At 56.8% G+C, this 12,045-nt stretch carries 10 protein-coding genes; 8 read left to right on the plus strand and 2 right to left on the minus strand.

Going from position 1 to position 12,045, the window contains the following annotated elements; all coding sequences use genetic code 11:
• Positions 1–320: 320 nt before the first annotated feature.
• The 6 genes from topA to rpmG all read left to right on the plus strand — a co-directional run bounded on the left by topA (position 321) and on the right by rpmG (position 8,184).
• The gene (topA, locus tag BLM14_RS10355) at positions 321–2,933 is read left to right on the plus strand and encodes a type I DNA topoisomerase (protein ID WP_099999287.1); all 2,613 of its coding nucleotides are present in this window, start codon (positions 321–323) and stop codon (positions 2,931–2,933) included.
• Positions 2,934–2,945: 12 nt separating this feature from the next.
• Positions 2,946–5,270 (plus strand): ribonuclease R, encoded by a 2,325-nt coding sequence (gene rnr / locus BLM14_RS10360; RefSeq protein WP_099999288.1) that lies wholly within the window; start codon positions 2,946–2,948, stop codon positions 5,268–5,270.
• Positions 5,267–5,698 (plus strand): DUF983 domain-containing protein, encoded by a 432-nt coding sequence (locus BLM14_RS10365; protein ID WP_099999289.1) that lies wholly within the window; start codon positions 5,267–5,269, stop codon positions 5,696–5,698. Before rnr ends, BLM14_RS10365 begins: the two co-directional genes overlap by 4 nt.
• A gap of 4 nt (positions 5,699–5,702) precedes the next feature.
• The gene (locus BLM14_RS10370) at positions 5,703–6,446 is read left to right on the plus strand and encodes an NUDIX hydrolase (protein WP_099999290.1); all 744 of its coding nucleotides are present in this window, start codon (positions 5,703–5,705) and stop codon (positions 6,444–6,446) included.
• Between the two features lie 3 nt (positions 6,447–6,449).
• On the plus strand, positions 6,450–7,625 hold the full coding sequence (locus tag BLM14_RS10375) for an MFS transporter (protein WP_099999291.1): 1,176 nt from the start codon (positions 6,450–6,452) through the stop codon (positions 7,623–7,625).
• Between the two features lie 391 nt (positions 7,626–8,016).
• Positions 8,017–8,184, plus strand: coding sequence for a 50S ribosomal protein L33 (gene rpmG, locus BLM14_RS10380; protein WP_008122896.1), 168 nt, complete (start codon positions 8,017–8,019; stop codon positions 8,182–8,184).
• 72 nt (positions 8,185–8,256) lie between these two features.
• On the opposite strand, the gene BLM14_RS10385 is transcribed toward rpmG, so the two are convergent.
• Complete coding sequence (locus BLM14_RS10385; RefSeq protein ID WP_099999292.1) at positions 8,257–9,636, minus strand: PleD family two-component system response regulator; 1,380 nt, start codon at positions 9,634–9,636, stop codon at positions 8,257–8,259.
• A 2-nt stretch (positions 9,637–9,638) separates the two neighbouring features.
• On the minus strand, positions 9,639–10,010 hold the full coding sequence (locus BLM14_RS10390; RefSeq protein WP_008122893.1) for a response regulator: 372 nt from the start codon (positions 10,008–10,010) through the stop codon (positions 9,639–9,641).
• A gap of 310 nt (positions 10,011–10,320) precedes the next feature.
• On the opposite strand from BLM14_RS10390, the gene BLM14_RS10395 reads away from it, so the two are divergent.
• Both BLM14_RS10395 and BLM14_RS10400 read left to right on the plus strand, forming a co-directional pair.
• The gene (locus tag BLM14_RS10395) at positions 10,321–10,608 is read left to right on the plus strand and encodes a DUF3572 domain-containing protein (RefSeq protein WP_099999293.1); all 288 of its coding nucleotides are present in this window, start codon (positions 10,321–10,323) and stop codon (positions 10,606–10,608) included.
• Between the two features lie 83 nt (positions 10,609–10,691).
• Positions 10,692–12,008 (plus strand): DNA polymerase IV, encoded by a 1,317-nt coding sequence (locus tag BLM14_RS10400; RefSeq protein ID WP_100001191.1) that lies wholly within the window; start codon positions 10,692–10,694, stop codon positions 12,006–12,008.
• Positions 12,009–12,045: the final 37 nt, after the last annotated feature.

Consider the following 12,045-nt stretch of genomic DNA (forward strand, 5'->3'; position numbering starts at 1 on the left):
TCCTCAAATATAAATTTATATCGAAAATATGCGCTATACTTTGATCGTAAATTGCTTAATTTATGCCTACTTAAGGTCCTGTTTTTTATACTCTATATACGTAAACGAGAAGTGACTCGCCATGATTCCACTATAACCTTGAACCCCGGAGAAAAATACCATTAATTGCATTAGTCCGTTGAGCAACTTAAGGTTGCAATTCACGATTTTTGGCGTGCAGGCCTTGACGTGGTGCCGAAGCCTGTTCATTTCACAGGCCTATTCCGATATGAAATTAGTGCTTTTGCAATCTGACAAGGGCAGGAAAGCTTAATTCTGTAATGAACGTTGTCGTCGTTGAATCGCCTGCCAAGGCCAAAACAATCAACAAATATCTGGGTTCGGGCTACAAGGTCCTGGCGTCGTTCGGCCATGTGCGGGATCTGCCTGCCAAAGACGGATCCGTCCGCCCTGATGATGATTTCTCGATGTCCTGGGAAGTCGACTCGGCATCGGCGAAGCGACTGAGTGATATTGTCAAAGCCCTCAAGGAGAGCGACGGACTCATTCTCGCAACCGACCCGGATCGCGAGGGTGAGGCTATTTCCTGGCATGTACTCGAGGTCCTGCAGCAGAAAAAGGCTATCGGCAAGAAGCCGGTCAAGCGGGTCGTCTTCAACGCGATCACCAAAGGCGCAGTGCTGGATGCCATGGCCAATCCACGCGACATCGATATGCCGCTGGTCGATGCCTACCTGGCCCGCCGTGCGCTGGACTATCTGTTCGGTTTCACGCTGTCGCCGGTACTCTGGCGCAAATTGCCCGGAGCACGCTCCGCAGGCCGCGTTCAGTCGGTGGCATTGCGTCTCGTTGCTGACCGCGAAGCCGAGATCGAGCGTTTCGTTCGCGAGGAATACTGGAATATCGCCGCGCTCTTGAAGACGCCGCGCAATGACGGTTTCGAAGCGCGCCTGGTTTCCGTCGATGGCAAGAAGCTCGGCAAGCTCGACATCAAGAATGGTGAACAGGCTGGCGAAATCCGCACCATGCTGGAAGGTGCTTCTTTCAAGGCGGCTTCCGTCGAAGCAAAGCCGATCAAGCGCAGCCCTGGCCCTCCCTTCACCACATCGAGCTTGCAGCAGGCCGCCTCCGGCCAGCTCGGCTTTTCTGCATCACGCACCATGCAGATCGCACAAAAGTTGTATGAAGGCATGGATCTCGGCACCGAGACCGCAGGTCTGATCACCTACATGCGTACGGATGGCGTTCAGATGGCGCCGGAGGCTGTTCAGGCTGCACGCCAGACGATCGCCAAGGTATTCGGCGAAAAATACGTGCCGGAAAAGCCACGCTATTATGCGACCAAGGCCAAGAATGCCCAGGAAGCTCACGAAGCGATCCGTCCGACGGATTTCAACCGGCATCCGAAGGATGTACGGCAATTCCTCGATGCAGATCAGGCAAGACTCTACGAGCTGATCTGGAAGCGCGCCATCGCCAGCCAGATGCAGTCGGCAGATATCGAACGGACGACCGTGGAAATTGACGCACAGAATGGTTCGCGTCTGGCACAATTGCGTGCCACGGGTTCAGTCGTCAGATTCGATGGCTTCCTCGGAGCCTATATGGATCACCGCGAGGAAGAGGATGTCGATGAAGACAGTGCCCGTCTTCCGGAAATCCGTGCCGGCGAGGCCCTCGCCCGCGAAAAGATCAATGCGACCCAGCATTCGACCGAACCGCCGCCGCGCTATTCGGAAGCCACACTTATCAAGAAGATGGAAGAGCTCGGCATTGGCCGCCCTTCCACCTACGCATCGACGCTCGCCACCTTGCGCGACCGTGAATACATAACGATCGACAAGCGCAAGCTGATCCCCGAAGCCAAGGGCCGGCTGGTCATCGCGTTCCTGGAAAGTTTCTTCAAGCGTTACGTGGAATATGATTTCACCGCTGATCTTGAAGAAAAGCTCGACGAGATTTCCGATGGCAAGCTCAAGTGGAAGGATGTCCTGCGCGATTTCTGGACGGATTTCTTCGGATCCGTCGATGGTATCAAGGAACTGCGCGTCACCAATGTACTGGATGCGCTGAATGACCAGCTTGGACCGCTCGTCTTCCCGCCACGCGAAGACGGCAGCGATCCCCGTATCTGTCAGCTCTGCGGTACCGGAAATCTTTCGCTGAAGCTCGGCAAATACGGCGCCTTCGTCGGTTGCTCGAACTATCCCGAATGCAAGTTCACGCGCCAGCTCGGTGGAAGTGAAGCGGCCAATGAAAACGGCAATGGCGGGGACGAACCGAAGCTGCTCGGCAAGGACCCCTACACCGACGAGGACATTACCGCACGCAATGGCCGGTTTGGTCCTTATATCCAGCGCGGCGAAGGCAAGGAAGCCAAGCGCGCCAGCCTGCCAAAGGGCTGGACGCTCGACACGATCGATCATGAGAAGGCATTGGCACTGCTGTCCTTGCCGCGTGATGTCGGCCAGCACCCGGAAACCACCAAAATGATCTCCGCCGGGATCGGGCGCTATGGCCCCTACATCTCGCATGATGGCACCTATGCCAATCTGGAAAGCGCGGAAGATGTCTTTTCGATCGGTCTCAACCGGGCTGTTACAGTCCTTGCCGAGAAGCAGGCAAAGGGACCGGGACGTGGCCGGGGTACGCCTGCGGCTCTCAAAGACCTTGGCGAGCATCCCGATGGTGGCGTTATCACGGTGCGCGACGGCAAATACGGCCCCTACGTCAATTGGGGCAAGGTGAATGCCACGCTGCCGAAGGGCAAGGACCCGGCGGTGGTGACCGTCGAGGAAGCTCTTGCTATGATCGCTGAAAAGGCGGGCTCCAAAGGCACGAAAAGAGCGCCGGCCAAAAAGGCGGCAGCAGCCAAAAAGCCAGCCGCCAAGAAACCGGCGGCGAAAAAAGCTGCAACCAAAAAAGCAAGTTAAGGACAAAATCGATTGGCACGCCGTATCTCTCCACCCAGCGGAAAAAAACGGCTTGCCAATTCTGCGGCCCCGAAACGAGAGGCCCATGTGCCAAGCCGGGAAGAGATTCTCCAGTTCATTAAGGAGAATCCGGACCTCGCCGGCAAGCGCGACATAGCCAAGGCATTCAACCTGAAGGGCGATGCACGCATTGCGCTCAAGGATATCCTGCGGGATCTCGCCGGTGATGGGCTTGTCGAAAAGCGCGCCAAGCGCCTGGCGGTTCCGGGCAGCCTTCCGAGTGTTGCGGTCCTCGACATAACGGGGCGCGAGGGCGATGGCGGTCTGATCGCAAAACCCGCAGAATGGGACGCCAATCACCAGGAGCGCCCCCCTGTTGTTTTCATTCGCGCCTCGCGCAACCAGAAGGGTCCGACGCCTGGCGTCGGCGACCGCGTTCTGGCGCGCCTCTTCCATGGCGCCGATCCGACCGGCCCCGCCTACACAGCCCGGATCATCAAGCGGATCGAGCATCGCAAGGATGCGGTGCTTGGCGTATTGCGCAAGCTCGACAATGGCGAATGGCGTTTGGAACCGGTCGAGCGCCGGCAGGTGGAGCTTGCCATCGACCCCACCCAGCTCAATAACGCGAAGGCCAATGATCTCGTTGAGGTCGAGGTCTCGAAAGTCAGCCGCTACGGGCTCGCGCTGGGACGGATCACCCAGGTCGTAGGCTCGGTGGCGAGCGAAAAAGCACTGTCGATGATCGCCATCCACGAGCATGAGATACCGCATGTCTTCCCGGACAGCGTGATTGCGGAAGCCGAAAAGGCCAAGCCCGCAACCATGGCCCACCGCGAGGATTGGCGGCATGTTCCCTTGGTGACCATCGATCCAGCCGATGCCAAGGATCATGACGACGCCGTTTATGCCGAGCCAGATCCTGACGAGAAGAATCCCGGCGGGTTCATCGCCACCGTCGCCATTGCCGACGTTGCCGCCTATGTGACGCCGGATTCTCAGCTTGATCGCGAGGCATTGAAGCGCGGCAATTCGGTCTACTTCCCGGACCGGGTCGTGCCGATGCTTCCCGAGCGTATTTCCAACGATCTTTGCTCGTTGAAGGAGCTGGTGGATCGCCCTGCCCTTGCCGTCCGCATGGTTTTCAACGCCGAGGGCCGCAAGATTTCGCATACGTTCCACCGCATCATGATGCGTTCGCATGCACGTCTCGCCTATCCGCAGGCGCAGGCGGCGATCGATGGCACGACGGACGAGAAGACCGCGCCGATCCTCGATACGATCCTCAAGCCGCTGTGGGCGGCCTATGCAGCACTGAAGCGCGGCCGCGATGCGCGTGAGCCGCTGGAGCTCGACCTTCCCGAAAAGAAGATATTGCTGACACCGGAAGGCAAGGTCGACAAGGTGGTTATTCCGCCGCGGCTCGATGCGCACAAGCTCATCGAAGAGTTCATGATCCAGGCCAATGTCGCCGCTGCGGAAACGCTGGAGCGCAAGAAGCAGCCGCTGATCTTCCGCATTCACGATGCGCCGTCATTGGCCAAGCAGGAAACGCTGCGCGAATTCCTGCGGACGCTGGATATCTCCCTGGCGCGCGGCGCGGAGCTGCGCCCCAACCAGTTCAACCATATCCTGAAGCGGGTCGAGGGCAGCGAACAGCAGGATCTGGTCAACCAGGTCGTGCTGCGATCACAGTCACAGGCTGAGTATAATCCGGAGAACATCGGCCATTTCGGCCTCAATCTCCATCGCTATGCGCATTTCACCTCGCCGATCCGCCGCTATGCCGACCTGATCGTGCATCGGGCGCTCATCTCCGCGCTGGGGCTTGGTCCGGATGGCATTACCCCGAAGGAAGAAGCAGCCCTTCCTGAAATCGCCGCGCTGATTTCGACTTCCGAACGCCGCGCCATGGCGGCCGAGCGTGACACTGTCGATCGCCTCATCGCCCACTATCTTGCGGACAAAGTCGGAGCCAGTTTTGATGGCCGTGTGCAGGGCGTCACCAAGGCCGGGCTCTTCGTCTCGCTTGCGACATATGGTGCCGACGGGTTTATTCCCATTTCAACTTTGGGTGATGATTATTATCTTTACGACGAAACCAACCACGTGCTTTCCGGTGAACGCAGCGGAAAAGGCTTCCGGCTTGGCGATATCGTCGAGGTTCGTCTGGTCGAGGCCTTGCCTGTAGCAGGCGCATTGCGATTCGAAATGCTCACCGAACCTCACCCGGTTCCGAGCGGTGTGCGTTCGCACCACAAGGCAAAGCGTTTCATACGCGGAAACCAGAAGCGTCCATCAAGCGTATCGCGCGGTGGGCGAAGAGGCAGAGGATGACAGTACAGCTCTTTGGCGCAGACACCGCACCGGCAAGGCCGGCCCGTCCGGTCGGACAGGCCATGTGGCGGGGTTTTCGCTGCCGGTGCCCGCACTGCGGCGAAGGCAAGCTGTTTCGCGCCTTTGTAAAATCTGTCGATCATTGCACCGTCTGCGGCGAGGATTATACCCATCAGCAAGCCGATGATTTTCCCGCTTATATAACCATCACAATCGTCGGTCATATTGTCCTTGGCGGCTTTCTGGCAGTTGAGACGCTGTTTTTGCTATCCAATTGGGCGCATCTGGCAATCTGGGTGCCCTTGACGATTCTTATGTCGATAGCCCTGTTGCAACCGGTCAAAGGTGCGATTATCGGCCTGCAATGGGCAAATTACATGCATGGTTTCGGTGGCGAGACCGACGAAGTGGAGCCATCGGACCAGTGATCTCATGGCAGTAAATGGACTGAAAAAATCAGCGCTTACTGAAACCGCCAGAACCTCAGCCCGCATCAGGCCGCGCGATGCGGCGTCGCTGTTGCTGGTTGATCGCTCCGGCGGAGAATTGCGCATTCTCATGGGCAAGCGGCATATGCGTCATGTGTTCATGCCGGGAAAATTCGTCTTTCCGGGAGGACGGACCGAAGCCGCGGACGGACGCATATCCGCGATCGCCGAGCTCTCTGAAACCGACCAGACAAAGTTGCTGACGGGGATGGGCAGCCGCTCCAGCGTTCAGCGTTGCCGCGCTCTTGCGCTCTCGGCAATCCGCGAGACCTATGAAGAGGCTGGGCTTATTCTTGGGCGGCGGCATCCGGAGCGGGCCTCGATCGCTCACCCGGATTGGGCCGCCTTTGTCGAACGCAACATCCTGCCTGACCTCTCCGTGCTGCGCTATTTTGCCAGAGCGACGACGCCGCCCGGCGGTTCCCGCCGTTTCGATACGCGGTTCTTCCTGGCCTTTCGCGATGCCGTCGCCGACGCTCTGCCCGAGGCGACCGGTCCCTCGCAGGAGCTCGAAGAATTATGCTGGCTCCCGTTTCCGGAGGCCACGCAGCTCGATATTCCCGAGATCACCCGCTTGATCATAAGGGAAGCCGAGACGGTCCTTGCCGCAAACCCCTCCCTTGAGCCAGGCAATGCCGTCATTCAATACAGCATGAAATATGGACGATTCGTCCGAGAGGTTTTTTGATTTATGGATGCAATGCAGACGTCTGACCAGGCAACCGTCCGGTCTTCCTGGCGTGCGCTTGTCGCAGCCATAGCCACCATCAGTTCCGTTGGTGTTGCCATTGGTTTGGGCATTCCGCTTCTGAGCGTGATTCTCGAGAGCCGCGGCCATTCGGCCACCATGATTGGTCTGAATGCTGCCGTGGCCGGCATTGCTTCCGTTGTCGCTGCGCCGTTCGCTGCTCCCATCGCAGCGCGATTCGGTGTCGTGCCGACACTGCTCGTCATGCTGCTCATCGGCGGTTTTTCCTTCGTCGGATTTCATTTCTTCACCGATTTCTGGGTGTGGGTCGTGCTGCGCGTCTTTCTCCATTTTGCGCTGACCATGCTCTTCATCCTGTCGGAATATTGGATCAATGCGGCAGCGCCACCGGAAAAGCGCGGACTGGTGCTCGGCATCTATGCAACCGTACTTTCCATGGGTTTCGCACTCGGACCCTGGCTGTTCTCGCGCATCGGCAGCGCCGGTATCATGCCCTTTGCCGTCGGCTTTGGCATTATCCTCTTTGCCATGCTCCCCGTGCTTTTTGCCTGGAACGAAAGCCCCGACTTCCACGAGGAGGAGCACGTCCCATTCGCTCCGTTCATATGGGCCGTTCCCACGGCGACAGCAGCGGTATTCGTCTTTGGCGCGGTTGAAACGGGAGGCTTTGCCCTCTTTCCAATCTTTGGTTCACGCATCGGTTACAGTGAGGCTAATGCAGCACTGCTGCTCACCACGATTGGCCTTGGCAATGTTCTATTGCAGATTCCGATTGGGCTGCTCAGCGACCACGTCAACGATCGGCGCAAGATTCTGCTCGCCTGCGCCATAATCGGCCTTGCCGGCATGTGCATTCTGCCCTTCATTTCCTCCAACTGGTACCTTGTCGCAGCCCTGCTCTTCGTCTGGGGCGGTGTCGTCGCCGGCCTCTACACGGTTGGCCTTGCGCATCTCGGCTCGCAGCTCACCGGGCGTGAGCTCGCATCGGCCAACGCCGCATTCGTCTTCTGTTATTCAATCGGCATGCTCGTCGGCCCACAGGCAGTGGGAGTTGGCATGGATCTGATGGGTCCAAAAGGCTTTTCCGTTGCCCTCGCGGTATTCTTCGCGGCTTACGCGCTTCTGGTTGGCTCCCGGCTGGTGAGTCGTAGAGGTTAGAGCGGTGCAACCACAGCGCGCTTGGAATTAATCAGGACAGTGTTATATTGGCCCTGGAGTGAGAGGCGAGCTCACGCCCACCTCTCCCTTCCTTTGCTAATGAAAGTGAACCCGGATTGCCATTGTCCAGCTGGTCCGGGTTCTTTTCATAGCGATTTGAGCTGATCAGCAACGAACGCAGGGTTGAATCGAATCTCTACAAACTCTCGTGAGGTTGTCTTCACCCTCAAGATCGCTGGCTGAATCGTTTTGGCCGATTATATTTATCAGATAACTGACCTAAGCTTGACTTTTGGCCCCGTTCGGTTAAATGTCCGGCCGAATTTCCGCTTATGGCCACGTTGCTGGACTTGAATAGCGGTCCTCAATAATCAGAACAGGTAAACTGAAAATGGCTAAGGCTGCGAATATCAAGATCAAGCTTCTGTCGACCGCTGACACCGGTTTCTTCTACGTTACGAGCAAGAACAGCCGTACCAAGACGGAGAAGATGTCTTTCCGCAAGTACGACCCGGTCGCACGCAAGCACGTTGAATTCAAGGAAACCAAGATCAAGTAATCCTGGTACTCCTGAAACAAAAATGCCGCCTCCGGGCGGCATTTTTGTTTGTATGGAGCTCAAACGCTGTCGTCAGGCTGCTGCCGAAACGACTTTATTGCGGCCCGACGCCTTGGCTCCGTAGAGGGCTTCATCAGCGCGTTTGAGAAGATTTTGCACAGTGTCTTCCTTGGGCGCGACGCTGGCAATGCCGATGCTGATCGTCACCGGGACACTTGTGCCGCCTTGGTTGACCACGAACGGTGTCGAGGCAACTTCCCGTCTGATCCGTTCCGCGACAATAGCGGCAAGCGCCGCGTCGGTGTCCGGCATCACTATGAAAAACTCTTCGCCACCATAGCGACTGGCCAGATCGCTGCCGCGCACATTACGGCGCAGACGCCGGGCGAACTCGCGCAGCACCTCGTCTCCACCATCATGACCATGGGTGTCATTGATGAGTTTGAAACGGTCAATATCCGTCATGAGAATCGACAGAGGGCGCCGTCGGTCCACGGCACGTTTGAATAGCGTCGCGAGATGCGTTTCAAGGTAAAGACGGTTGTGCAGGCCGGTCAGGCTATCGGTCACGGCCATTTCATAGGTTTTGACCACACTCGCGCGCAGGCCGTCGTGATAGGCCTTGCGCCGCAATTGCGTGCGCAACCTCGCCAGCAACTCGTTCGGATTGAGTGGCCGTATCAGGTAATCATTTACGCCCAGTTCCAAAGCGCGTCTGATCAGCGTTTCTTCGCCCTGGTCCGCCACCAGAATGATGGGCAAGGAACGTGTATTGTCGAGCGACCGCAATTGCGCGCAGATTCGCAATGGATCAAAGGCCGCAAAACTTGAGGCAATGATCAGGCAATCATGATTTCCCTGGATAGCGTCGAAAAAGCCCGTCTGCGGATCAGTCTGGACATCGACGACACCTTCATCGCCCAATATGCGCTGGATGCGATCGACACTCTCCGGCCGTTCGTCAATCAGCAGGATGCGGGCGTTCTTTGCAATCCCCTCGCCGCCTGTTGGAAACCGCAGGATGGATTCGAGCCCGACATCGCGAGTGGTGGCGACGCGCAGCCGCAGCTCATCAGTCAGGTTTTTCAACCGGACTAGGCTCTTCACGCGTGCAAGAAGTTGCAAGTCGTTCACAGGTTTCGTCAGGAAATCGTCTGCCCCGAAGTTCAATCCGGTGATCCGGTCGGAGTCCTGATCGAGCGCAGTGACGAGAATAACCGGAATGTGGGCCGTAGACGGCCTTGTTTTCAGCCTGCGGCAGACTTCGAAACCGTCCATGCCTGGCATCATCACATCGAGCAGGATCACATCGACATTGCTGTTTTCACAAATCTCGAGCGCCTCGTAGCCGTCCGATGCGGTGACGACTTCATAATATTCCGCGCTTAACCGCGCTTCCAGCAGCTTCACATTCGCGGGGACATCATCAACAACAAGGATACGGGCAGTCATGGTCAAGCGTCGCCAAGGTAAGATTTGATCGTTTCGATGAACTTCGGTACGGAGATCGGTTTCGAGATATAGGCCTCGCAACCACCCTGCCGAATTCGTTCCTCGTCGCCCTTCATCGCAAAGGCCGTGACCGCGATGATCGGTATGACGTGGAGATCGTCGTCCGCCTTCAGCCACTTGGTGACCTCCAGACCAGAAACTTCCGGCAGCTGAATATCCATGAGGATCAGGTCCGGTCGATGTTCCCTTGCAAGATCAAGCGCTTCCAGCCCGTTGCGAGTCCGGATGGTTTCATAGCCGCTGGCTTCAATAAGATCGCGGAAGAGCTTCATGTTCAGCTCATTGTCCTCGACGATCATCACTTTCTTCACCATTGGCAATATCCTGTTGATCATGCTCGAAGGCACATGCCACCTGTCGAATTCTATGTGAGAAAGGTCAGGTAGCAGCCCCAAAGGTATGGATGCATTTGATAACCTGTTATGATTGATGAAAAGGAAACTCTTCAGGTCAATCCAGAAATGCCGCTGATCATGTTTAACCAAGGATTTATTGAACATCTTCTTTTGATCATATTCAACCGGCTGCAGCTCTTTTGCCTGCGAAAAGGCGTGTAACGCCATCAAATTGAATTGTTGTTGCGTAATTGCGGCAATCAGCACGGATCAGGATTGGACGGCAAAGGTGAAAAATCGAATCGATCTCGACGGCGCGCAGGCGTTGGCAATCAATTCTCTGGTGTTTCTGGCGGAAGACAGCGAATTGCTTTCCCGCTTTCTTGCGTTGACCGGCATCAGTGCAGACCAGATCCGCACCGCGGCCAGTGAACCGGGTTTTCTGGCGGGAGTTCTTCAGTTCTATCTCGCGCATGAACCGACATTGATGCGCTATTGCGAGGCTACCAATACGGATCCTGCCCTCTTCCAGGAAGCGCTTCGGGTTCTTCCCGGAGGCCCCCAAGAGGCGTACTGAACAGTTCATAGACTGAGAACGCATATTGCAGGGCGTAAGCGCCTTCGCTAATGTCCGCTTGTTCCTTTTATGTTCCGAGCATCATGGCGCCTGTCAACGATCCGAGATTTGGTTTTTGCCGTGACTGTCTGGCAGCGCAGACGTCAGAAGGCCGTCGCTGCCACGTGTGCGGCAGCCCAAGGCTGCTGCGTCACCCAGAACTGTATCGGCTCAGCATCGCCCATGTGGATTGCGATGCCTTCTATGCTTCAGTCGAAAAGCGGGACAATCCGGAACTGCGTAACAAGCCGGTTATTATCGGCGGGGGCAAACGCGGCGTTGTTTCAACGGCTTGTTATGTCGCGCGCATCCATGGTGTGAAGTCCGCAATGCCGATGTTCAAGGCGCTGGAAGCCTGTCCGCATGCCGTCGTCATCAAGCCCGACATGGAGAAATATGCCCGGGTGGGCCGGGAAATCCGGCAGATGATGCGTGATTTGACCCCGCTGGTCGAACCTTTGTCTATCGACGAAGCCTTCCTCGATCTCTCCGGAACGGAGCGCCTGCACCATGATCCGCCAGCCCGCGTGATGGCGCAATTTTCGAATCGTGTCGAAAGGGAAATGGGACTTTCCGTTTCTGTCGGGATTTCCTATTGCAAATTCCTGGCCAAGATCGCGTCAGACTTCGAAAAGCCACGTGGATTTTCCATCATTGGCGCAGAAGAGGCCGTCACCTTTCTGGCTGACAAACCCGTCACCCTGATCTGGGGCGTCGGCAAGGCTTTTGCCGCGACGCTCGAGAGGGATGGCATCCGCACCATTGGTCAGTTGCAGACTATGGAGCAAGGACCGTTGATGGCCGCCTACGGCACGATGGGCCAGCGACTCTACCGCTTGTCTCGCGGCCTCGATACGCGCCGCGTCGAACCCGAAAGCGAGAGCAAGAGCGTTTCGGCTGAAACCACCTTCAATGAAGATATCGCATCGCTGGATGATCTCGTGCCGATACTGCGGTCTTTGTCGGAAAAGGTCTCGCACCGCCTCAAGACTGCCGATATTGCCGGTCGAACGGTTGTGCTCAAGTTGAAATCGCGCGATTTCAAACTCCGCACGAGGAACCGCCAGCTGGCCGATCCGACGCAGCTTGCGGATCGCATTTTCCGTACTGGTTTCTCACTCCTCGAAAAGGAGATCGATGGGACGCGCTTCCGCCTGTTGGGCATCGGCGTCAGTGACCTCAGCGATGATGGCCGGGCCGACCCGCTAGATCTGGTCGACGTACAGGCAACTAAACGCGCGGTTGCGGAGACGGCAATTGACAAACTCCGCGGGAAATTCGGTAACCACGCTGTGGAAACTGGTTACACGTTCGGGAAGATACAATCCCGAACCAAGAATGTGCCGGATGAAATCGAATGAAATGGAATTGGAACAGTTTCAGCCGAATTCGGTCAAA

It is taken from the genome of Phyllobacterium zundukense (assembly GCF_002764115.1).
GTDB lineage: Bacteria > Pseudomonadota > Alphaproteobacteria > Rhizobiales > Rhizobiaceae > Phyllobacterium > Phyllobacterium zundukense.

Coding starts and splice junctions, on each gene's coding strand:
- BLM14_RS10400 (WP_100001191.1), top strand. CDS start 10,692: ATGGCGCCTGTCAACGATCCGAGATTTGGTTTTTGCCGTGACTGTCTG.
- BLM14_RS10370 (WP_099999290.1), top strand. CDS start 5,703: ATGGCAGTAAATGGACTGAAAAAATCAGCGCTTACTGAAACCGCCAGA.
- BLM14_RS10375 (WP_099999291.1), top strand. CDS start 6,450: ATGGATGCAATGCAGACGTCTGACCAGGCAACCGTCCGGTCTTCCTGG.
- rpmG (WP_008122896.1), top strand. CDS start 8,017: ATGGCTAAGGCTGCGAATATCAAGATCAAGCTTCTGTCGACCGCTGAC.
- BLM14_RS10365 (WP_099999289.1), top strand. CDS start 5,267: ATGACAGTACAGCTCTTTGGCGCAGACACCGCACCGGCAAGGCCGGCC.
- BLM14_RS10385 (WP_099999292.1), bottom strand. CDS start 9,636: ATGACTGCCCGTATCCTTGTTGTTGATGATGTCCCCGCGAATGTGAAG.
- topA (WP_099999287.1), top strand. CDS start 321: ATGAACGTTGTCGTCGTTGAATCGCCTGCCAAGGCCAAAACAATCAAC.
- BLM14_RS10390 (WP_008122893.1), bottom strand. CDS start 10,010: ATGGTGAAGAAAGTGATGATCGTCGAGGACAATGAGCTGAACATGAAG.